At 63.0% G+C, this 21,685-nt stretch carries 22 protein-coding genes; 6 read left to right on the top strand and 16 right to left on the bottom strand.

Annotated features, from left to right (window positions below; genetic code table 11):
- Window positions 1-61: 61 nt before the first annotated feature.
- Both ACOKS3_RS01425 and ACOKS3_RS01420 read right to left on the bottom strand, forming a co-directional pair.
- Window positions 62-931, bottom strand: a complete 870-nt coding sequence (locus ACOKS3_RS01425; protein WP_103446129.1) for a LysR family transcriptional regulator — start codon at window positions 929-931, stop codon at window positions 62-64.
- Between the two features lie 9 nt (window positions 932-940).
- Window positions 941-3,193, bottom strand: coding sequence for a heavy metal translocating P-type ATPase (locus tag ACOKS3_RS01420; RefSeq protein ID WP_422763400.1), 2,253 nt, complete (start codon window positions 3,191-3,193; stop codon window positions 941-943).
- An 83-nt stretch (window positions 3,194-3,276) separates the two neighbouring features.
- On the opposite strand from ACOKS3_RS01420, the gene cadR reads away from it, so the two are divergent.
- Complete coding sequence (gene cadR / locus ACOKS3_RS01415) at window positions 3,277-3,720, top strand: cadmium resistance transcriptional regulator CadR (RefSeq protein WP_103446131.1); 444 nt, start codon at window positions 3,277-3,279, stop codon at window positions 3,718-3,720.
- 40 nt (window positions 3,721-3,760) lie between these two features.
- Here the strand turns inward: cadR and ACOKS3_RS01410 are convergent, their stop codons facing one another.
- Genes ACOKS3_RS01410 through ACOKS3_RS01400 form a run of 3 tightly spaced genes read right to left on the bottom strand, consistent with a single transcriptional unit; the run spans window position 3,761 to window position 6,389 of the window.
- On the bottom strand, window positions 3,761-4,732 hold the full coding sequence (locus tag ACOKS3_RS01410) for a thymidylate synthase (protein WP_422763399.1): 972 nt from the start codon (window positions 4,730-4,732) through the stop codon (window positions 3,761-3,763).
- A gap of 51 nt (window positions 4,733-4,783) precedes the next feature.
- Window positions 4,784-5,590 (bottom strand): prolipoprotein diacylglyceryl transferase, encoded by an 807-nt coding sequence (gene lgt, locus ACOKS3_RS01405; protein ID WP_422763398.1) that lies wholly within the window; start codon window positions 5,588-5,590, stop codon window positions 4,784-4,786.
- Window positions 5,591-5,606: 16 nt separating this feature from the next.
- Complete coding sequence (locus tag ACOKS3_RS01400; protein ID WP_103446133.1) at window positions 5,607-6,389, bottom strand: sulfite exporter TauE/SafE family protein; 783 nt, start codon at window positions 6,387-6,389, stop codon at window positions 5,607-5,609.
- A 129-nt stretch (window positions 6,390-6,518) separates the two neighbouring features.
- On the opposite strand from ACOKS3_RS01400, the gene ACOKS3_RS01395 reads away from it, so the two are divergent.
- The gene (locus ACOKS3_RS01395; RefSeq protein ID WP_422763397.1) at window positions 6,519-7,265 is read left to right on the top strand and encodes an NRDE family protein; all 747 of its coding nucleotides are present in this window, start codon (window positions 6,519-6,521) and stop codon (window positions 7,263-7,265) included.
- A gap of 104 nt (window positions 7,266-7,369) precedes the next feature.
- On the opposite strand, the gene ptsP is transcribed toward ACOKS3_RS01395, so the two are convergent.
- Window positions 7,370-9,649 (bottom strand): phosphoenolpyruvate--protein phosphotransferase, encoded by a 2,280-nt coding sequence (gene ptsP / locus ACOKS3_RS01390; RefSeq protein ID WP_103446135.1) that lies wholly within the window; start codon window positions 9,647-9,649, stop codon window positions 7,370-7,372.
- Window positions 9,650-9,671: 22 nt separating this feature from the next.
- Window positions 9,672-10,151 (bottom strand): RNA pyrophosphohydrolase, encoded by a 480-nt coding sequence (locus tag ACOKS3_RS01385; RefSeq protein ID WP_003249017.1) that lies wholly within the window; start codon window positions 10,149-10,151, stop codon window positions 9,672-9,674.
- 141 nt (window positions 10,152-10,292) lie between these two features.
- Between ACOKS3_RS01385 and ACOKS3_RS01380 the strand changes: the two genes are divergently transcribed.
- A complete protein-coding gene (locus ACOKS3_RS01380; protein WP_103446136.1) occupies window positions 10,293-10,949 on the top strand; it encodes a histidinol-phosphatase in 657 nt (218 codons plus the stop codon).
- 51 nt (window positions 10,950-11,000) lie between these two features.
- Here the strand turns inward: ACOKS3_RS01380 and ACOKS3_RS01375 are convergent, their stop codons facing one another.
- Both ACOKS3_RS01375 and ilvA read right to left on the bottom strand, forming a co-directional pair.
- Window positions 11,001-11,426: a DUF2269 domain-containing protein gene (locus tag ACOKS3_RS01375; protein WP_103446137.1), complete on the bottom strand. Its 426-nt coding sequence runs from the start codon at window positions 11,424-11,426 to the stop codon at window positions 11,001-11,003.
- A gap of 38 nt (window positions 11,427-11,464) precedes the next feature.
- Window positions 11,465-12,979 (bottom strand): threonine ammonia-lyase, biosynthetic, encoded by a 1,515-nt coding sequence (ilvA, locus tag ACOKS3_RS01370; protein WP_103446138.1) that lies wholly within the window; start codon window positions 12,977-12,979, stop codon window positions 11,465-11,467.
- A gap of 134 nt (window positions 12,980-13,113) precedes the next feature.
- Here ilvA and rpiA point away from each other — a divergent pair, with 134 nt between their 5' ends.
- Window positions 13,114-13,788: a ribose-5-phosphate isomerase RpiA gene (gene rpiA, locus ACOKS3_RS01365; protein ID WP_103446139.1), complete on the top strand. Its 675-nt coding sequence runs from the start codon at window positions 13,114-13,116 to the stop codon at window positions 13,786-13,788.
- 23 nt (window positions 13,789-13,811) lie between these two features.
- Here the strand turns inward: rpiA and ACOKS3_RS01360 are convergent, their stop codons facing one another.
- The 4 genes from ACOKS3_RS01360 to ACOKS3_RS01345 form a co-directional block, all read right to left on the bottom strand.
- Window positions 13,812-14,720 (bottom strand): SdiA-regulated domain-containing protein, encoded by a 909-nt coding sequence (locus ACOKS3_RS01360; protein WP_422763396.1) that lies wholly within the window; start codon window positions 14,718-14,720, stop codon window positions 13,812-13,814.
- An 81-nt stretch (window positions 14,721-14,801) separates the two neighbouring features.
- Window positions 14,802-15,725, bottom strand: coding sequence for an SdiA-regulated domain-containing protein (locus ACOKS3_RS01355; RefSeq protein ID WP_422763395.1), 924 nt, complete (start codon window positions 15,723-15,725; stop codon window positions 14,802-14,804).
- A gap of 94 nt (window positions 15,726-15,819) precedes the next feature.
- Window positions 15,820-16,485: a fumarylacetoacetate hydrolase family protein gene (locus ACOKS3_RS01350; RefSeq protein ID WP_103446142.1), complete on the bottom strand. Its 666-nt coding sequence runs from the start codon at window positions 16,483-16,485 to the stop codon at window positions 15,820-15,822.
- 15 nt (window positions 16,486-16,500) lie between these two features.
- Window positions 16,501-17,907: an FAD-binding oxidoreductase gene (locus ACOKS3_RS01345; RefSeq protein ID WP_422763394.1), complete on the bottom strand. Its 1,407-nt coding sequence runs from the start codon at window positions 17,905-17,907 to the stop codon at window positions 16,501-16,503.
- Window positions 17,908-18,078: 171 nt separating this feature from the next.
- On the opposite strand from ACOKS3_RS01345, the gene serA reads away from it, so the two are divergent.
- On the top strand, window positions 18,079-19,308 hold the full coding sequence (serA, locus tag ACOKS3_RS01340; RefSeq protein ID WP_103446144.1) for a phosphoglycerate dehydrogenase: 1,230 nt from the start codon (window positions 18,079-18,081) through the stop codon (window positions 19,306-19,308).
- 46 nt (window positions 19,309-19,354) lie between these two features.
- Here serA and ACOKS3_RS01335 read toward each other — a convergent pair whose 3' ends face one another.
- Window positions 19,355-19,831, bottom strand: coding sequence for a DUF4399 domain-containing protein (locus ACOKS3_RS01335; protein ID WP_103446145.1), 477 nt, complete (start codon window positions 19,829-19,831; stop codon window positions 19,355-19,357).
- A 199-nt stretch (window positions 19,832-20,030) separates the two neighbouring features.
- Between ACOKS3_RS01335 and ACOKS3_RS01330 the strand changes: the two genes are divergently transcribed.
- The gene (locus ACOKS3_RS01330) at window positions 20,031-20,546 is read left to right on the top strand and encodes a substrate-binding periplasmic protein (RefSeq protein ID WP_103446146.1); all 516 of its coding nucleotides are present in this window, start codon (window positions 20,031-20,033) and stop codon (window positions 20,544-20,546) included.
- Here the strand turns inward: ACOKS3_RS01330 and ACOKS3_RS01325 are convergent.
- Both ACOKS3_RS01325 and ACOKS3_RS01320 read right to left on the bottom strand, forming a co-directional pair.
- On the bottom strand, window positions 20,485-20,994 hold the full coding sequence (locus tag ACOKS3_RS01325; protein ID WP_103446147.1) for a 2-thiouracil desulfurase family protein: 510 nt from the start codon (window positions 20,992-20,994) through the stop codon (window positions 20,485-20,487). The genes ACOKS3_RS01330 and ACOKS3_RS01325 overlap by 62 nt on opposite strands.
- Window positions 20,981-21,613 carry a 2OG-Fe(II) oxygenase gene (locus ACOKS3_RS01320; RefSeq protein WP_103446243.1) on the bottom strand — a complete coding sequence of 211 codons (633 nt, stop codon included), beginning with the start codon at window positions 21,611-21,613 and terminating at the stop codon, window positions 20,981-20,983. The genes ACOKS3_RS01325 and ACOKS3_RS01320 overlap by 14 nt, the downstream gene beginning before the upstream one ends.
- Between the last annotated feature and the right edge of the window lie 72 nt (window positions 21,614-21,685).

Raw genomic sequence — 21,685 nt, 5'->3', positions numbered from 1 at the left:
TTCTGTGGCTTTTAGGCAAAAGCCGGTGATAGTGGTATAGGCAGATTTTGTAGTAGGCCGCTTACAGGTGCGAACCCACCACTTCCTGCGCCACGCCAAGGAAGGCCGCCGGCAACCGCGCCTGGCGCCGCTCCTTCAGGCAATACAGGTATTCATGCATCACCGGCGCATTCTCCAGCGCCAGCACCCGCAGTTCCGGGTTGTGCGGCACCTCATGCCGGGCAATCACGCTGATGCCGATATTGCGCAGCACCGCCTCGCGGATCGACTCGCGGCTGCCGATCTCCAGCAACGCCCCGGCCTTGACCCCGGCGTCCAGCATCATCTGCTCGGTCAACTTGCGCGTGGTCGAGCCCTTCTCGCGCATCAGCAGGCAATGCCCCGCCAACCCATCGATGGCTACCGCCTGCCGATGGGCCAACGGATGATTGCGGTGCACCGCCACCACCAGCGGATCGGTGCCCAGCACCCGTCGCACCAGCCGCGCATCCTCCACCAGCTGCGACGACGCCGCGATATCCACCCGGTAATCCTCGAGCATCTCCAGCACCTGTTGCGAGTTGCCGATCTCCACCGTCACTTCGACCTGGGGTAGGCGTTCGCGGAAGATCTTCACCAGGTCGAGGATGTAGTAAGGCGCGGTGGCAGCAATGCGCAAACTGCCCTGGGCCTGGCCGCTGTTGCGCAGCTCGAACTCGATGTCGGCCTCCTGCTGCAGCAGCGCCTTGACCATCGGCAGCATGCGCACGCCCTCCTCGCTCAGCACCAGGCGCCGGCCTCCGCGGTAGAACAACTCCACCGCGTATTGGCTTTCCAGATTGCGGATCTGCGTGGTCACCGTCGGCTGGCTGAGCCCGAGCTTCTTCGCCGCCAAGGTGATGCTGCCCAGGCGGGCCACCATGTAGAAGGCTTTGAGTTCGGCACTCAGCATTGCAGGACCTCATTTGCGCAGCAGGCGCAGACCGTTGAACACCACCAGCAGGCTCACGCCCATGTCGGCGAACACCGCCATCCACATGGTGGCCATGCCGGCAAAGGTGATCGCCAGGAATATCGCCTTGATGCCCAGCGCCAGAACGATGTTCTGCGTCAGAATCGCCGCACTTTGGCGCGACAGCCTGACGAACGCCGGGATTTTGCGCAAGTCGTCATCCATCAGTGCCACGTCGGCGGTCTCGATCGCCGTGTCGGTACCCGCCGCCGCCATGGCGAAACCGATTTCGGCACGGGCCAGCGCTGGTGCATCGTTGATGCCATCGCCGACCATGCCCACCCGGTGCCCTTCGGCGTACAGCTGCTCGATGCTCTGCAGCTTGTCGGCCGGCAGCAGGTTGCCCTCGGCGCGGTCGATGCCGACCTGGGCGGCGATGGCCTGAGCGGTGTGCGGATTGTCGCCGGTCAACATGACGGTCTTGATGCCCAGTGCGTGCAGTTCGGCAATCGCCTGCCGGCTACTGTCCTTGACCGTGTCGGCCACGGCGAACAGAGCCAACGGCCCGGAACGGTCGAGCAGCAGAACGACGGTCTTGCCCTGGCGCTCCAGCGTATCCAGTTGGGTTTCCAACTCCGGCGAGCACAGGCCCAGCTCCTCCACCAACCGGTGGTTGCCCAGGTGGTAGGTTTCGCCGTCGATATCACCCCGCACGCCGCGGCCGGCCAGGGCCGCGAATTCGCTGACCTCGCTCAGCGGCAAGTTCTGCGCCTTGGCAAACTGGGCGATGGCGCCCGACACCGGGTGATCGGAACGGTCGGCCAGGCTCGCCGCCAACGCCTGGGCACGGCCCTCGAACAAGGGTTCAAGCACCTTGGCATCGGTTTGTACAGGTTTGCCGTGGGTGATGGTGCCAGTCTTGTCCAGGGCCAGGAAGTCCAGCTTGCGCCCGCCTTCCAGGTAGACCCCGCCCTTGATCAGGATGCCCTTGCGCGCCGCAGCGGCCAGGCCACTGACGATGGTCACCGGGGTGGAGATGACCAGCGCACAGGGGCAAGCCACCACCAGCAGTACCAGTGCACGGTACACCCAGTCGAACCAGACACCGGCCATGAACAGCGGCGGGATCAATGCCACTGCCAGGGCCACGGCGAACACCACCGGGGTGTAGATGCGCGAGAACTGGTCGACGAAACGCTGGGTAGGCGCACGCGCCCCCTGTGCTTCCTCGACGGCCTTGATGATGCGCGCCAAGGTCGACTGCCCTGCGGCTGCCGTTACCCGGTACTCCAAGGCGCCGGCCTGGTTAATGGTGCCGGCGAACAGCTTGTCGCCCGCGGCCTTTTCCACAGGCAGGCTTTCGCCGGTGATCGGCGCCTGATCGACGCTGGATTGCCCGCTGACCACCTCACCATCCAGGCCGATGCGTTCGCCCGGTCGCACCCGCACCAAGGCGCCGATAGCCACCTCACGCACCTCCACCTCGCGCCACTGGCCATCGGCCTGCTGCACCGTGGCCATGTCCGGGGCCAGCTGCATCAGCCCGCCAATGGCATTGCGCGCCCGATCCAGCGAGCGCGCCTCGATCAGTTCGGCGACAGTGAACAGCACCATGACCATGGCCGCTTCCGGCCACTGGCCAATCAGCACGGCGCCGGTCACGGCGATGCTCATCAACGCATTGATGTTGAGGTTACGGTTCTTCAGGGCGATCCAGCCCTTCTTGTAGGTGCCCAGGCCACAGCCGAGGATTGCCGCCAGCGCGAGCGCGGCAACCAGCCATTCTGGCGCGAGGCGAGCGAAGTGCACGATTTCGGCGGCGATCGCGGCAACACCCGACAGGGCCAGCGGCCACCAGCGGGTCCTGTGCGGCTGCGCTGCAGCGGTGCTACCGTCGTCTTCAGCGGCCAGCGGCTCGGCCTTCATACCGAGGCTGTCGATGGCGCGTTCGATCTCGCCGGTGCCGCTCAAGGTATGGCGCACACCGAGCACGCGGTTGATCAGGTTGAATTCGAGCTGCTCGATGCCCGCCAGTTTGCCCAGCTTGTCCTGGATCAGGGTCTGCTCGGTGGGGCAGTCCATGGCGTCGATGCGAAAACGGCTGAGCTGCGCATGGCTGCTGGCCTTCCCGCGCAGTTGCAGCAAAGCGGGCGCGGCGCTGGAGCCACAGCAGCTTTGAGCGTGAGCGGCATGGCCGTGGTCTTTATCGCCATGGGCATGGTCGTGCGAATGCTTGTGTTCGTGGCTGACAGGCTGGTTCATGGGGTCATCCTTAAATAGAGCCTGTTGCCAAGTGAACACCCTGTAGCCACTATAGGGTCAAGCCACTTGCTGGAGATTTCGCCATGAAGATCGGAGAACTGGCCAAGGCCACCGACTGCGCCGTGGAAACCATCCGCTATTACGAGCGCGAACAATTGCTGCCGGAGCCGGCGCGCACCGAGGGCAATTACCGGCAGTACACCCAGGCCCATGTGGAGCGGCTTACCTTCATCCGCAACTGCCGAACGCTGGACATGACCCTGGACGAGATCCGCAGCCTGCTACGCCTGCGCGACAGCCCAGACGACGCGTGCGGCAGCGTCAATGCGCTGATCGACGAGCATATCGAGCATGTGCAGGCGAGGATCGATGGCTTGGTGGCGTTGCAGGAGCAGCTGGTGGAGCTGCGGCGGCGCTGCAGTGCGCAGGGGGCGGAATGCGCGATCTTGCAGCAACTGGAAACGAACGGGGCGGTATCAGTACCGGATATTGAACATTCCCATGTGGGGCGTAGCCACGGGCATTGAGATTGCCGGGGGCGCCTCGTGCCCCCGGCAATCCAGAGAATCACACCGCCATCGGCGCCGTCATCGGCGCATGGTGCTCATACCCTTCCAGGCTGAAATCGCTCGGCTCGATCTTCTCCAGCCACTCCGGCTCGTACTTGCCGGTCTTGGCAAATTCCGGCACACGGTCGCTGATCACCAGCTTCGGCGCTTCCAGCGGCTCGCGCTTGAGCTGCTCGTTAAGCATGTCCAGATGGTTCTCATACACATGGGCATCGCCGATGAAGTAGGTGAACCAGCGCGGGGTGTAGCCGGTCAGGCGGCCGAACAGCGACAGCAACGCCGCGCCTTCGGTGAGGTTGAATGGCGTGCCCAGCCCCAGGTCGTTGGAGCGGATGTAAAGGGTCAGGGAAATTTCCTTGGTCTCGACATTCGGGTGGAACTGGTACAGCAGGTGGCACGGCGGCAGGGCCATTTCGTCGAGCTGGGCGCAATTCCAGCCGTGGAATAGGATGCGCCGGCTACCCGGGTCGGTGGCGATGGTGTCCAGGCACTGGCGCACCTGGTCGATGGCCTTGTACAGGATGACGAACGCCACCCCGTCCTCTTCGTCCTGGGCGATGCGACGGAAACCCGCCTGCTCGGCCATTTCGATGGCTGCCGGGTTGCTCAGCGGGATGCGCTTGTAGCCTGGCCACTGGCGCCATTGCACGCCGTAGATCTCGCCCAGGTCGTCATGCCCCTGGCGGAACGGGTTGGCCAGCCACTGGGCGTTCTCGTTGGCGTTCTGGTCCCAGACCTTGCAGCCCAGCTCGCGGAACTCACCGGCGTTCTTCACGCCACGCAGGAAGCCGACCATCTCGCCGATTGCCGACTTGAACGCCAGCTTGCGCGTGGTGATGGCCGGGAAGCCTTTTTGCAGGTCGAAACGCAGCATGGCGCCCGGCAGGCTGATGGTGCGGATGCCGGTGCGGTTGCCTTGCAGCGTGCCGTTCTCGATGACGTCGCGGACCAGGTCCAGATACTGTTTCATGGCTTACCTGTAACAAGAACGGCAGGGGGATCACCCCTGCCGTGGAAATAATCAGGCGGGTTTCGCCGTGGATTTGCGATTATAAGCCCACCAGATCAGGCCAAGGCCAGCCAGGATCATCGGCACGCAGAGAATCTGACCCATGGTCAGCCAGCCCCAAGCGATGTAACCGAGCTGCGCGTCCGGCACTCGGACGAACTCCACGATGAAGCGGAAGATGCCGTAGAACAGCGCAAACATGCCGGAAACAGCCATGGTTGGCCGCGGCTTGCGCGAGAACAGCCAGAGGATGACGAACAGCGCCACGCCTTCCAGGGCGAACTGGTACAGCTGCGACGGGTGGCGCGGCAGCTGGGCCGGGTCGCTGAACGGCGGGAAGATCATCGCCCATGGCACGTCGGTAGGTTTGCCCCACAGCTCGGCGTTGATGAAATTGCCGATACGCCCGGCGCCAAGGCCGATCGGCACCAGCGGTGCGACGAAGTCCATCAGCTCGAAGAACGACTTGTTGTTGCGCTTGCCGAACCAAAGCGCGGCCAGCATCACGCCGATGAAGCCGCCGTGGAACGACATGCCGCCCTTCCACACCTCGAAGATCAGCGTCGGGTTGGCCAGGTAGGCGTGCAGGTCGTAGAACAGCACATAGCCCAGGCGCCCGCCGACGATCACACCCATTGATAACCAGAACACCAGGTCGGAGAGTTTCTCACGGGTCCAGGTCGGGTCGAAGCGGTTGAGCCGGCGCGAGGCCAGCAGCCAGGCACCGCCGATGCCGACCAGGTACATCAGGCCGTACCAGTGGATTTTCAGTGGCCCGAGGGCTACGGCCACGGGGTCTATCTGCGGGTAAGGCAGCATGGAACTTCCTCTCGATTCAAATCAGAAAGCTGAGGCCGACGCAGAACAGCAAGGCTGCGAACAGGCGTTTCAACAGGCGTGGCGACAGCTTGTGCGCCAGGCGCGCGCCAAAGCGCGCAAAAAACATGCTGGTCACGGCAATGCCGACCAGCGCCGGCAGGTAGACGAAACCAATGCTGTGGGGCGGCAGGTGTTCCTCTTGCCAGCCCAGCAACATGAAACTCAGGGCGCTGGCCAGGGCAATCGGCAGACCGCAGGCCGAGGACGTCGCTACGGCCTTTTGCATCGGCAGGCCACGCCAGGTCAGGAACGGCACGGTCAGCGAGCCGCCGCCGATGCCGAAGATCGCCGAAGCCCAGCCAATCACCCCGCCAGCGCCGATCAAGGCCGGTTTGCCAGGGATGTCATGGCTGGCCTTTGGCTTGAGGTCCAGGGCCATCTGCGCGGCGATGATCAGGGCGAACACTCCGATGATCTTCTGCAACTGCGGGCCCTGGATCAGCGACGCGGTCTTGGCGCCGATACCGGCGCCGATGAGGATACCGAGGGTCATCCAGGCGAAGATAGGCCATTGCACCGCACCCTTGCGATGATGCTCGAGCACGGCGTTGATCGAGGTGAAGACGATAGTCGCCAGCGAGGTACCCACTGCCAGGTGGGTCAGCACCGATGCGTCGAAGCCCTGCAAGGTAAAGCTGAACACCAGCACCGGCACGATGATGATGCCGCCACCCACCCCGAACAGCCCGGCCAGCACGCCGGCGCAGGCGCCCAACAGCAGATAGAGCACGAATTCCATTCGTATTCCCCGAGAAAACAATCCGGCATGGTAACGGAAGCCGGGCTCGGGGCTCTAGTGAACTCTGTGACAGGATGGATCGACACCCGTGCAGTGGGTACAGTGGGCAAAAACACAGAGGCCCAACCTATGTGCCTGATCGTATTTGCCTGGCGGCCGGGTCATGCCCTGCCGCTGATCGTCGCGGCCAACCGTGACGAGTTCTACGCCCGCCCGACCCAGGCCCTGGCCGCCTGGGAAGATGCGCCCGGGGTGCATGCCGGGCGCGATCTTGAAGCCGGCGGCACCTGGCTGGGCGTCGGCCCGCAGGGGCGCTTCGCGGCGCTGACCAATATTCGCGACCCAGGACAGGTGCTGGGGCCACGCTCGCGGGGCGAGCTGGTGGCGGCGTATCTGCAGGGTGACCTGGGGGTGGAGGCCTACCTCGACCAGGTCGCCAGCCGCAGCGAGCAGTATTCAGGGTTCAACCTGCTGGTGGGTGATGGTCACCAGCTGGGCTACCTGCATGCCCGGGATGTGGCGCCACGCTTGCTGGAGGCCGGGGTGTACGGGCTGTCCAATGCCGGGCTGGATACGCCGTGGCCGAAGCTTGTGAAAGCGCGCAATGGGTTGCAAGGGATGCTGGACACGGCCGATCCACAGCGGTTGCTGGCGTTGCTGGCAGACAACGAGCCGGCAGCCGACGCTGAGTTACCAGAAACAGGCGTGGGGGTGGCGACCGAGAAGTTGCTGTCGAGTGTGTTTATTGCCAGCCAGAACTATGGCACTCGGGCTAGTACCGTGCTGATTGTTGATGATAGGGGCGGAAGGCGGCTGGTTGAGCGCAGCTTCGGGCCCTTTGGTGGGCATCTTGGGGAAGTCAGCCTGGAAGTATGAGGCAGTCTTCACTGGCCTCTGCGCGGGACAAGCCCGCTCCTACAGGTTTTTGCCTGTAGGAGCGGGCTTGTCCCGCGCAGAGGCCGGCACCGGCAACCTCAAATTCAGAGGGTCTTGTTGGCCCCAGGCCCGATCATCCGCGCCAAGCCGAGGTTCTTCAGGGCCAGCTGCAGCGAGCTGTGGATAACTTGCGGGTTGTCATGGCTCAAAGCTTCAACCAGCAACTCTTTGGCCTTGCTCATGTTCACCTGGCGCAGCATCCACTTCACTTTCGGCAAGTTGGTGGCGTTCATCGACAGGCTATCGAAGCCCATGGCCATCAACAGGATCGCCGCTGCCGGATCGCCCGCCATCTCGCCGCAGATGCTCACCGGCTTGCCTTCGCCATGGGCATCACGCACCACAGTGTTGAGCGCCTGCAACACCGCCGGGTGCAGGTAGTCGTAAAGGTCGGCGACCCGCGGGTTGTTGCGGTCCACCGCCAACAGGTACTGGGTCAGGTCGTTGGAACCGACGGAGAGGAAGTCCACCTGCCGCGCCAGCTCCTTGGTCTGGTACACCGCCGCAGGGATTTCCACCATCACACCCACCGGCGGCATCGGCACGTCGGTGCCTTCGTCGCGCACTTCGCCCCAGGCACGGTGGATCAGGTGCAGCGCCTCTTCCAACTCGTGAATGCCGGAAATCATCGGCAGCAGGATGCGCAGGTTGTTCAGGCCCTCGCTGGCTTTGAGCATGGCGCGGGTCTGCACCAGGAAGATTTCCGGGTGATCGAGGGTGACGCGAATGCCGCGCCAGCCGAGGAACGGGTTCTCTTCCTTGATCGGGAAGTACGACAGCGCCTTGTCACCACCGATGTCGAGGGTACGCATGGTCACCGGCAGCGGGTGGAAGGCCGCCAGCTGTTCGCGGTAGATCGCCAGCTGCTCTTTCTCGCTGGGGAAGCGCTGGTTGATCATGAACGGCACTTCGGTGCGGTAGAGGCCCACGCCTTCGGCGCCACGCTGCTGGGCACGGGCCACATCGGCGAGCAGGCCGGTGTTGACCCACAGCGGCATGCGGTGGCCGTCGGGGGTAACGCACGGCAGTTCGCGCAGGGCGTCGAGGCCCTGGGCCAGCTGGCGTTCCTCTTCGACCACGTCGCTGTACTGCTTGCGCAGCACCTCGCTGGGGTTGGTGAACACCTCGCCCTTGTAGCCGTCGACAATCATTTCGATGCCATCGACCTTGGAATACGGCAGGTCGACCAGGCCCATCACCGTCGGGATGCCCATGGCCCGGGCGAGGATGGCGACGTGGGAGTTGCCCGACCCCAGCACCGAGACCAGGCCAACCAGCTTGCCTTCCGGCACTTCGCCGAGCATCGCCGGGGTCAGCTCTTCACTGACCAGGATGGTGTTGTCGGCATACACCAGCGACTGCGAGCGGGCTTCCTGCAGGTAAGCCAGCAGGCGCCGGCCAAGGTCCTTCACATCCGAGGCGCGCTCGCGCAGGTAGTCGTCATCCATCAGCTCGAAGCGGTTGACGTGCTCGCCAACCACCTGGCGCAGGGCGCCCTGGGCCCATTGGCCAGTCTTGATGACCTCGACCACCTCACCACCGAGGGCTGCGTCTTCGAGCATCATCAGGTACACGTCGAACAGTGCGCGCTCTTCCGGACGCAGCTGGGTCGCCAGCTTGGCTGACAGCTTGCGCATGTCGGCGCGCACGCCTTCGAGCGCATTGTTGAACAGTTTCAGTTCGGCGTCGATGTCATCGACGGCCTTGTCCGGCACCACTTCCAGGTCAGCCGGTGGCAGCATGACCACGGCACGCCCGACAGCGGCGCCCGGCGAGCCCGGCACGCCGACGAAGCGTGCCTCCTGGATGCCTTTGCCCTGGCGGCCCAGGCCCCGGATCGAACCGGTGGCTTCGGCGTGGGCGATTACCCCGGCGAGCTGAGCGCTCATGGTCACGAGGAAGGCTTCTTCACCTTCATCGAACTGGCGGCGCTCCTTCTGCTGGATGACCAGGACACCGACCACACGGCGGTGGTGGATGATCGGCGCACCGAGGAAGGAGGCGAATTTCTCTTCGCCGGTTTCGGCGAAGTAGCGATAACGCGGGTGATCGGCGGCGTTTTCCAGGTTCAGCGGTTCTTCCCGGGTACCGACCAGGCCGACCAGGCCCTCGTTGGGCGCCATGCTGACCTTGCCGATGGAACGCTTGTTCAGGCCTTCGGTAGCCATCAGCACGAAGCGGTTGGTTTCCGGGTCGAGCAGGTACACCGAGCAGACCTGGCTGCCCATGGCCTCCTTGACGCGCAAGACAATGATCCCCAACGCCGTCTTGAGATCTTTGGCGGAGTTCACTTCCTGGACGATCTTGCGCAGCGTATTGAGCATGGCTCGGGGTCGAACTCCGTCGTCAGTCGCGCGTCAGCAGACGCGGTGCAAGCTCTTTCAGGGCGCGGCGGTAGACTTCACGCTTGAATGTCACCACCTGGCCCAGCGGGTACCAATAGCTGACCCAGCGCCAGCCGTCGAACTCCGGCTTGCCGGTCAGGTCCATCCGCACCCGTTGTTCATTGCTCACCAGGCGCAGCAAAAACCACTTTTGCTTCTGGCCGATGCACAGCGGTTGGCTGTGGGTGCGGACCAGCCGCTGGGGTAAACGATAACGCAACCAGCCGCGGGTGCAGGCAAGAATTTCCACATCGTCGCGTTCAAGGCCAACTTCTTCGTTCAACTCGCGGTACAGGGCATCTTCTGGCGTCTCGTCAGGGTTGATACCACCCTGGGGGAATTGCCAGGCATCCTGGTTGATCCGCCGAGCCCATAGCACCTGCCCGGCATCATTCGTCAGAATGATCCCGACATTGGGGCGAAAACCATCCGGGTCGATCACGGCAGCAACCTCGCAAACGCATGTCACCGCATTGTTCCACAAAGCTTGCGAGCGCAGCAACGCGCCCGCCAAGCTTATGTGCAGGGCAGTGAAAACTCCGTATTCTGCGGGCCTACCCTGTGGCTGACACGAGTGACCGCGATGCGCCTGGCTTTATTCGACCTGGACAATACCCTCCTCGGTGGCGACAGTGACCACGCCTGGGGTGACTACCTGTGCGAGCGGGGCATTCTCGACCCGGTCGCGTACAAGAATCGCAACGACGCTTTCTACCAGGACTACCTGAACGGCACCCTGGACCTGCAGGCCTACCTGGCCTTCTCCATGGAAATCCTCGCAGCCACCGAACCGGCCCAGCTCGACCAATGGCACCGCGAGTTCATGCGCGACTGCATCGAGCCGATCATCCTGCCCAAGGCCCTGGCCTTGCTGCAGCAACACCGCGAGGCCGGCGACCAGCTGGTGATCATCACGGCCACCAATCGCTTCGTCACTGCACCGATTGCCCGCCGCCTGGGTGTGCGCGTGCTGCTGGCAACCGAATGCGAGACGCACGACGGCCGCTATACCGGGCGTAGTACCGATATAGCGTGTTTTCGTGAAGGCAAGGTGACGCGGCTGGAGCGCTGGATGCTGGAGAACGGGTTCGACCTGGAGGACAGCTATTTCTACAGCGACTCGATGAATGACCTGCCGTTACTGGAGCGGGTGACCCATGCGGTGGCGGTGGATCCGGACCCGAACTTGCGGGCCGAGGCCGAAAAACGCGGCTGGCCTGTGGTTTCCCTCAGGGATTGAGGTTTTCCTGTCTTGCCCCGCGAAGAGGCCGGTATTGGTAGCACAAGGCTGTCATACTGGCTTGGCGCCCATCAGCCCGGCGATGGACAGGAAGCACACCCCGCTGAACACCGCCAGCGCCAGGGTAAACCGCAACCCCACCACTTCAGCCTTGCGCAGCCGGTTCAGCCGCACCAGCAGCCACCACCCGGCAAACGCACCCAGCGTATAGATGACACTGGATGCCACGACCCAGGTCTGTCCCAACGGCCAACCCACCAGATGCACCAGCCACCAGCCGGTGAATGGCATGCTCACCAGGCACACCCCCATCACCAGCCAGACGAACACCAGCGGCCGGCGCAGCAGCTTGGCATAGGCCTGGGCATCGCCCTGGCGGCGGGCCCGCACGGTCCAGGCCGTCAGGCCCAGGGCGCCCAGCAGCAACAGCGCGGTGGCGATGATGTGCAGGGCCTTGAGGGTGGTCAGGTGTTCCATGTCTTCACATCCTTGAGCGATAAGCCAAGCTTAGCCGCTCAACCCAGGAACAGCTTGTACGCCGGGTTATCGGTTTCGTCCCAGTACGGGTAACCGATCTTGGCCAGCGCCGCCGGCACCAGGTGGCGCTCGTCTTCAGGCACCTGCAAGCCTGCCACCACGCGCCCGTCAGCCGCGCCGTGGTTGCGGTAGTGGAACATCGAGATATTCCAGCGCCCGCCCAGCTTGGTAAGGAAGTTGAACAGCGCCCCCGGCCGCTCGGGGAACTCGAAGCGCAGCACAATCTCGTCGCTGGCACCGGCCGAATGGCCACCGACCATGTGACGGATGTGCAGCTTGGCCAGTTCGTTGTCGGTCAGGTCGGTCACCGGGAAGCCCTGATCGATCAGGTTCTGTACTAGCGCGGCCCGTGGGTCGTTTTCCGGGTGGGTCTGCACGCCGACGAAGATGTGCGCCTCGTCGGAGGTGTGCTTGCGATAGTTGAATTCGGTGATCTGGCGCTTGCCGATGGCCTCGCAGAAGGCCTTGAAGCTGCCCGGGCGCTCGGGGATGGTCACGGCGATGATGGCTTCGCGCTTCTCGCCCAGCTCGGCACGCTCGGCGACGTGGCGCAGGCGGTCGAAGTTGACGTTGGCGCCCGAGTCGATGGCCACCAGGGTCTGCCCGGTCACACCTTTGAGCTCGACGTACTTCTTGATGCCCGCCACGCCCAAGGCGCCAGCAGGTTCGGTGATCGAGCGGGTATCGTCGTAGATATCCTTGATTGCAGCACAGATTTCATCGGTGCTGACCGTCACCACCTCATCCACATGGTGGCGGCAGATATCGAAGGTGTGCTGGCCGATCTGCGCCACCGCCACACCGTCGGCGAACAGCCCGACCTGCGGCAGCACCACGCGCTCGCCTGCCGCCATCGCTGCCTGCAGGCAGTTGGAGTCGTCCGGCTCGACGCCGATCACCTTGATTTCCGGGCGCAGGTATTTCACATAGGCCGCGATGCCGGCAATCAGGCCACCGCCGCCCACCGGGACGAAGATCGCGTCCAGTTGCCCCGGGTGCTGACGGAGGATTTCCATCGCCACGGTGCCCTGGCCGGCAATGGTGTGCGGGTCGTCATAGGGGTGGATGTAGACGAAGCCTTTCTCGTCGACCAGCTTCAGCGAGTAGGCCAGCGCCTCAGGGAACGAGTCGCCATGCAGCACCACCTTGCCGCCGCGCGAACGCACGCCTTCGACCTTGATCTCCGGGGTGGTCTTGGGCATCACGATGGTGGCCTTGATGCCCAGCTCACGGGCCGCCAGGGCCACGCCCTGGGCATGGTTGCCGGCCGAGGCGGTCACCACGCCGCGGGCCAGTTCTTCCGGGGTCAGCTGCGCCAGCTTGTTGTACGCCCCGCGGATCTTGAACGAGAACACCGGCTGCAAGTCTTCGCGCTTTAGCAGAATCTGGTTGCCCAGACGCTTGCTCAGCTGCCCGGCGCTCTGCAACGGGGTTTCGACAGCGACGTCGTAGACGCGCGAGGTGAGGATCTTCTTGACGTACTGTTCGAGCATCGGGAAAGCATCACTGGCCGCGGGACAAGGGCTGCGAGTCTACCCCAGCGCTACGTCGGGCGACCACAGCAAAGCCGCCCGAGCCGTTATACTAGGCTCCTTTCATTACCGCCCTGCCCCTTTCCGGAGCCCGCATGACCCAGGACCAACTCAAACAGGCCGTCGCCCAGGCCGCTGTCGACTTCATTCTGCCGAAGCTGGATGAAAAGAGCGTCGTCGGCGTCGGCACCGGTTCGACTGCCAACTTCTTCATTGACGCCCTGGCCCAGCACAAGACCGCATTCGATGGCGCGGTCGCCAGCTCCGAGGCCACCGCCCAGCGTCTGAAGGGCCATGGCATCCCGGTCTACGAGCTGAACAGCGTCAGCGAGCTGGAGTTCTATGTCGACGGCGCCGACGAAAGCGATGCGCACCTGAACCTGATCAAGGGCGGCGGCGCAGCCCTGACCCGCGAGAAGATCGTCGCGGCCGTAGCCAAGACCTTCATCTGCATCGCCGACGGCAGCAAGCTGGTGCCGGTGCTGGGCGCCTTCCCGCTGCCGGTCGAGGTCATCCCGATGGCCCGCAGCCACGTGGCGCGTCAGCTGGTCAAGCTGGGCGGCGACCCGGTGTACCGTGAAGGCGTGGTGACCGACAACGGCAACGTGATCCTCGATGTGTACAACCTGCAGATCACCAACCCGGTGGAGCTGGAAACACAGATCAACGCCATCGTCGGCGTGGTGACCAACGGACTGTTCGCAGCCCGCCCGGCGGACCTGCTGTTGCTGGGTACCGCCGAAGGCGTGAAGAGCCTCAAGGCCGAGTAAGCCACTCGCGATCGAACCCGCCCCTAAGACTCTGTGGGAGCGGGTTCGAACACATAGAACAGGTTCGGCTCACTGACCAGATAGATGGTCCCAGTCTCATCCATCGCAATCCCCTCCGCCTGCGGCACCGTCGCCTTCAACCCCTGATACCCCTTGCGCAACGACAAGGTACTCAGTGGCCGCCCCTCTACATCCAGCTCCAGCACCAGCCGCGATTCATCAGAAAGCGCCAACAGATGCCCACTGCGCTCATCGAACTGCAAGCTCGACAGGTCCCGCACGAACAACCGTGAATCACGCTTGCGGTCCTGCACCACATGCACCGCGTAAGGCTGCTCCGGATTCTGATTGGGGAAGCCACGAACTTCGTAGATCAACATCGGGTCGCGTTCCTTGGCCACGAACAGACGCTGGCCCGCCGAATCGTAGGCCAGGCCCTCGAACCCCTTGTTGCCGTTGAGGCCGATGCCCAGGCTCAACTGCTCGGCATCTGCGGCGTCGAGGAACAACGTGTCATCGTCCAGGCGAACGCGAATCAGCCGCTGCTGGCGTTCATCGGTGATCACATAGCTGTTGGGCCCAACGTATTCCACCGCCTCGGGGTCGCCGAAGCCGGTCAGCGGCACACGGCGCAAGATGCGCCCGTCCAACGATAGTTCGATCAGTTCCGAACGGGCATTGGTGACGGAGAACAGGGTTTTGCGGTCAGGGTCGTAGGTCAGCGCAGAAAGGTCATCGTCCAACCCTTCGACCGGCTGCGCCTCGACCACCACACGGTAGCGATCGAGGCCGATGCCCTGTTCGGCTGGCTGCCACCAGGTCTTCAGGTTGAACCAGCCCCGCTCGAACAGGCGAAACTCCTGGCCGGCCAGCCCCAGGAGCAGCAGCCCGGCAAACGCAAGGAGCACACACAGACGAACAAAGCGACGCATAACGACAGACCCGACATGATGGAAGCGAAGCTAACCATGGTCGACTGAAGTGAAGCTTAATGTACGAAACGGCTGATAGTGCTACTGGCTTTTCTTGAAGCGATAGAACAGGTTCGGCTCGCTGACCATATACAGGTTGCCCTGATCGTCCATGGCAACGCCTTCGGCACGCGGTATGGTGTGCTCCAGCCCGTTGAAGCCCCCCAGCAGGGTCATGAAGCTGACCTGCTGACCTTGCTCGTCAAGCTCCAGCAGCATGTTGGAATCGGCCGACAACACCAGCAGGTGCCCGGTGCGCGGGTCGACCCCCAGGGCCGAAAGGTTGCGCAAGTCGAGTTCGTCGTTGGTCAGGACCTGTTTGTCACCCTTGAGAGGGCTGCGCCCGTCGGTGTTCCAGGTGTACAGCTTCGGCGGCCGCTCCTCGCCAATCACCAGGCGCTGGCGCATCGGGTCCCAGGCCACGCCTTCGAAGCCCTTGTTGCGCTTCACTGACTCGCCCAGGTCGTAACTCTGGAAGTCCGCGTGGTTCAGCGAAGCGGTCTGCGCATCCACCTTGACCACGGTCAGGTCGTGCAGGCGTTCATCGGTAATCGCCACATGGCCATCTTCCATCACGGCGACCCCTTCCGGGTTGCTCCAGCCTACCAGCGGGATCTTGCGCAGCACGTCGCCGTCGAGGCTGAGCTCGACCAGAAACGGGTTTTTGCCCATCACCGCGAACAGCGTGCGAGTGTGAGGGTTGTATGCGACGTCCGAAGCTTCGTCATCTTCCATGCCCGGCAGCACCTTGGCGTCGATGTCGACCTGATAGTCTGGCAACCACACGCTTTCGCTACGCTCGGCGCTGGTTTCGAAGCCTTCCTTGACCCACAGCATGCCGCGGTCATCCCAGTGCAAGGCCATCGCCACGCCGTAACCGATCACCGCCGCAACGGCCAGGCCAAAGGGCCAACGCAGGTAGAAGCGGCGCTTGGGGGATGCGGATGCGCTGGAGGATGCTGGCATGCGAAATTCCTGGGGATATGGGCGAAGATCTGCGCATTATCCGGATGAGGTGTGAAAAAACGGTAAATCGCGTCGCGTGCTTCGCGGTATCGGCTCAGAGCACCCGGCTTTCGAAACGGCAGACGCCCGGCAGCTCCAGCACCAACTCGTCACCGACATTGAACGGCCCGACACCGGCTGGGGTGCCGGTCAGGATCACATCCCCCGCCTGCAGCGAGAAATGCGCCGCCATGTACTGGATGATCGGCACGATCGGGTTGAGCATCATCGCGCTGTTGCCGTCCTGGCGCACTTCACCATTGATGGTCAGGCGCACCGGAATATCGGTCACATCTTCAAAAGACGCCGCAGAAACGAACGGCGGCAGCACGCAAGCACCGTCAAAGCTCTTGCTCAGTTCCCACGGCAGGCCCTTTTCCTTGAGCTTGGCCTGCACGTCGCGCAGGGTCAGGTCCAGCGCCGGGGCGTAACCGGAGATGGCGTCCAGCACTTCTTCCTCGGACGCAGTGGACGACAGCGGCTTGCCCAGCAGCACGGCGATTTCGGCCTCGTAGTGCACCGAGCCGCGGTCGGTCGGGATCTTGAACCCGCCTTCCAGTGGCACTACGCAGCTGCCCGGCTTGATGAACAGCAGCGGCTCGGAAGGAATGGGGTTGTCCAGTTCCTTTGCGTGTTCGGCGTAGTTGCGGCCGATGCACACCACCTTGCCCAGCGGGAAATGAATGCGCGTGCCGTCTACGTACTGGTGCTGGTAACTCATGGCCGACTCCTTTGATTACTGCTTTTGTTCAGGAGCGAAGATCTTACCCGGATTCATGATGCCGTTAGGGTCGAAGACGGCCTTTATTGCCTTCATACAGGCAATTTCCTCAGGCGAACGGCTGTAGCCCAGGTAGTCGCGCTTGGTCATGCCCACGCCGTGCTCGGCCGAGATCGAACCGTTGTAACGCTGGACGATCTCGAACACCCATTTGTTGACCTTGGTGCACGAGGCGAAGAAGTCATCCTTGCTCATGTGCTCGGGCTTGAGGATATTCAGGTGCAGGTTGCCATCGCCAATGTGGCCGTACCAGACCACTTCATAGTCCGGGTAATGCTCGCTGACGATGGCATCGATATCGCGCAGGAACGCCGGCACCTTGGAAACGGTGACGGAAATGTCGTTCTTGTAGGGCGTCCAGTGGGAGATGGTTTCGGACAGGTACTCGCGCAGCTTCCACAGGTTCTTCAGCTGGGTTTCGCTCTGGCTCATCACCCCATCCAGGACCCAGCCCTGCTCGACGCAGTGCTCGAAGGTGGCCAGCGCTTCGTTGGCCACCTCCGCGGTGCTGGCTTCGAACTCCAGCAAGGCATAGAACGGGCAGTCGGTGTCGAACGGGGCTGGCACATCGCCACGGGCCATGATCTTGGCCAGGCCCTTGTCGGAGAAGAACTCGAAAGCGGTAAGGTCGAGCTTGCCCTGGAAGGCATGCAACACCGGCATGATCGAGTCGAAGTCCGGCGTGCCCAGCACCATGGCGGTGAGGTTGCGCGGGGCGCGGTCCAGGCGCATGGTCGCTTCGACCACGAAACCCAGGGTGCCTTCGGCGCCGATGAACAGCTGGCGCAGGTCGTAGCCGGTGGCGTTCTTGATCAGGTCCTTGTTCAACTCCAGCAGCTCGCCCTTGCCAGTGACCACCTTCAGGCCGGCCACCCAGTTGCGGGTCATGCCGTAGCGGATGACCTTGATACCGCCAGCATTGGTGCCGATGTTGCCACCAATCTGGCTGGAGCCGCTGGAGGCGAAGTCCACCGGGTAATAAAGGCCATGCTCTTCGGCAAAAGTTTGCAGCTGGCGGGTGATCACCCCCGGCTGGCACACCACGGTGCGGTCGAAGGCGTTGAAATCAACAATCTGGTTCATGTAGTCGAAGGCGACCACGACTTCGCCATTGGCCGCCACGGCCCCGGCGGAAAGCCCGGTGCGCCCGCCAGACGGCACCAGCGCGACCTGGTGCTGGTTGGCCCAGCGCACGATGGCCTGCACCTGCTCGACTGTCTTGGGGAACACGATGGCCGTAGGCGCAGGCGGGTAATGCTTGGTCCAGTCCTTGCCGTAGGCCTCCAGGGAAGCGGGGTCGGTCAGGACCTTGCCAGGGTCGACAAGGGTCATCAGTTCTTCAATTACAGCGGGGTGGGTCATCGCTGAAACTCTCGACTTATTCATAGTCACCCTGAGCACTCTTCACCTGTCGGGATAAGCTCAGATTGTGTCGCGTATGCTAGCATAGCCCTCCCGCTGTTCATGCTAAGGCTGCCCTAGCGCCTGGCATCAGTCCTCGCCATTTTTTCTCCGGGATACAGGTTTACGCAGATGAGCAAGACTTCTCTCGACAAGAGCAAGATCCGGTTCCTTCTTCTTGAAGGTGTGCACCAGAACGCAGTCGATACCCTCAAGGCTGCCGGCTACACCAACATCGAATACCTCACCGGTTCATTGCCGGATGCCGAGCTGAAAGAAAAGATCGCCGACGCCCACTTCATCGGCATCCGCTCGCGCACCCAACTGACCGAAGAAATCTTCGACTGCGCCAAGAAACTGGTTGCCGTCGGCTGCTTCTGCATCGGCACCAACCAGGTTGACCTGGCAGCCGCCCGCGAACGCGGTATCGCCGTGTTCAACGCACCGTACTCCAACACCCGTTCGGTGGCCGAGCTGGTGCTGGCCGAGGCCATCCTGCTGCTGCGCGGCATCCCTGAGAAGAACGCTTCCTGCCACCGTGGCGGCTGGATCAAGAGCGCGGCCAACTCGTTCGAAATCCGCGGCAAGAAGCTGGGCATCGTCGGCTACGGCTCGATCGGTACCCAACTGTCGGTCCTGGCAGAAAACCTGGGGATGCAGGTGTACTTCTACGACCCGCTGACCAAGCTGCCGCTGGGCAACGCCGTACAAGTCACCAGCCTCAACGAACTGCTGGGCCTGGCCGACATCGTTTCGCTGCACGTGCCTGAGCTGCCATCCACCCAGTGGATGATCGGCGAGAAGGAAATCCGTGCGATGAAGAAGGGCTCGATCCTGATCAACGCCGCCCGTGGCACCGTGGTCGAACTGGACCACCTGGCCGCCGCGATCAAGGACAAGCACCTGATCGGCGCCGCCATCGACGTGTTCCCGGTCGAGCCGCGCTCCAACGACGAAGAGTTCGAAAGCCCGCTGCGTGGCCTGGACAACGTGATCCTGACCCCGCACATCGGTGGTTCCACCGCCGAAGCCCAGGCCAACATCGGCCTGGAAGTGGCCGAGAAACTGGTCAAGTACAGCGACAACGGTACTTCCGTTTCGTCGGTCAACTTCCCGGAAGTTGCCCTGCCGGCGCACCCAGGCAAGCACCGCCTGCTGCACATCCACGAAAACATCCCGGGCGTGCTCAGCGAGATCAACAAGGTCTTCGCCGAGAACGCCATCAACATCTCCGGCCAGTTCCTGCAGACCAACGAGAAAGTCGGTTACGTGGTAATCGACGTTGACGCCGAGTACTCCGACCTGGCTCAGGAAAAACTGCAACAGGTCAAAGGCACCATCCGTTCGCGCGTCCTGTTCTAAGATCGCTGGCGGTATGAAAAAGGGAGGCCCTGGTGGCCTCCCTTTTTTATTTCACTTCTACAGTGATCTTCTTCGACTCGACACTCGGTTTGAACGGCACGTGATACTGGTCACCCAGCACCAGTTGCAGGGTGTGCTTGCCCGGCGTCAGGGTGATGGTCGTTTCGGTCTGCGCCTTGCCGAAGTGCAGCACTTGCGGGCCGGCGGGCAACGCGGTACCGGCTGCCGGCATCAGGCTGGTCGGCAGCGGCATGTCGGCCGCAGGCTCCTTGTCCACATCCACCAGCAGGTGGTGGTGGCCTGTATGCGGGGTCTGGTCTCCCGCAGGCTTGAGCTCCATGCCCTCGATGCCGAACTTGACGGTGAAGGTCGCGTCGACCTGCTCGCCATCTTTGGGGGAAAGGATGGAAACCTTGGCACCCGCGGGCGGCTCCTGGCTCTTCAGGGCATCTGCGGCGCTGGCGAGCACCGAGACGCCCATCAGCAGACCGGCAAAGGCAGCACGCGAAAATAGGCTGTTCATTCACTTCTCCTGTGATTCACTTATTGACCGCTGCCAGTAAAACGAACGGCGGCGATAGTTCACGATAGCCCACAAAGAGAAATATTTCAGTTAGGGTTAAACCTCGCCAAGGCTTCAAGGTCATAGGCTGCGCTCGACCGCGACGGGGAAGAAAGTCGCGGCGAAAGTTATTCATCTGCTTAAGAAAAAGGGGCACTACATGCGTTCGACCATAGGCGTACTGCTGGCAGTACTGATCACTCCATTGGCTCAGGCCGAGCTGATAGACGAAATTGCCGACCGGGGCGAATTGCGCATTGCCGTACAGGCCGATAACGCGCCTTACTCGTTCAAGGAAAACGACCGTCTGACCGGCTTTGAAATCGAGTTCGGCCAGGACCTGGCCCGTGAACTGGACCTGCGCGCCGAGTTTGTCGAGGCGACGTCAGCGGAAGTGCTGCCGGGCGTGGAAAGTGGCAAGTATGACGTTTCGCTGATCCCGTCGAACGAGTCGCCCAAGGCCGATGGGCCGTTTGACGTGAGCCAGGCATTTGGCGAAAAGAAACTGGTGATTCCGTTCCAGAAGGACAACCCGGCGTTCGAAAGCGCGGTGAACAATGCACTTGATCGCCTGAAGAACAGTGGCCGCACGGCGGAGCTGGAACAGAAGTGGTTCAGCAACCTGCAGGCAGATCAGCCAACGCCTGCTGCGCTTGCTCCAGCTCCAACTCACTGAACACCTGTACCCCTGCACGGCGCAGCAAGGCTGCGGCAACCCCTTCTCCTGGCACTTTCTTCCCACTGAAGGTGCCATCGTAGACCAACCGGTTGCCGCACGAAGGGCTACCCGCCTTCAGCACCGCCACCCGAATGCCATGGCGCCGCACCAGCGCCAGCGCCTGCTGCGCCCCGGCCAGAAACTCGGCACTGACGTCCTCACCGGTCACCGTCAACACCTGCGCCCCACCATCGAGCACCTGCGCGCCCTGGCCACCGGAGATCTCCGCCGGCGGGCGCGGTGTCGGCAAGCCGCCCGCCACCTCGGGGCACAGTGGCACCACACGCCCTTCGGCCTGCCACTGCTGCAACAAATCGGGATGCCCGCTGGCCCGGCCGTCATAGCGCACCGGCTGCCCCAGCAGGCAGGCGCTCACCAAGACCTTGGGCAGATCAGAACGGGTCATTGCCGCGGCGCCGGAACCAACCGGTCAACGATAGGCGCTCGCGCCCGGCCGGTAGCACCTCGTGCGGCACCTCACCGGACAGGAAGATCGCCAGGCAGCCCGCCACCGGTTGCACATCGTGCTCGACATCATCCGCCAGGAACATGCGCAGCTGCCCGCCGTCTTCCGGCTGCCAGTCTTCGTTGAGGTAAAGCACCGCCGACACCATGCGCCGGTCATCGTCGCGGAAGCGGTCCAGGTGCCGGCGATAGAACGCCCCCGGTGGATACAGGGCGAAGTGGCATTCGAAATCTTCAAGGCCCAGGAACAGGCCCTGGTTGATAGCCTGACGCAACTGGTCCATGGCCGCCAGGTACTGGTCGCATGCCTCAGCCTGGCCGGGGTCGATCCACTGGATCTGGTCACCGCGAATGCTCTCGCGCACCTCCTGGGCGTCGCCGCGCCCAACCCCGGCCGGGTTGAGTTCGCCTTCGGCATCACGCCGCCGGCATTCGGCCGCCAGCGCGCGCACCAGGTCGGCAGGCAGAAAGAGCGCCTGCTGCGACCAGCCATGGGTGGCCAGATCGTCGACGACGGCCGCAAGCATCGGGTTTTCAGGGGAGATGTGCATGGCGCGCATCATATCCATTCGCCCTGTCGGCGCACAGCGCCACTTGGCTGAGAAGCGTTCGGATTGCTCGACAAAACGGCG

Origin of the sequence: Pseudomonas sp. HS6-2 (assembly GCF_049325675.2) — a bacterium.
Lineage (GTDB): Bacteria > Pseudomonadota > Gammaproteobacteria > Pseudomonadales > Pseudomonadaceae > Aquipseudomonas > Aquipseudomonas putida_N.
Note: the sequence above shows the minus strand (reverse complement) of the source record. Positions and strands in the feature narration are given on the sequence as shown.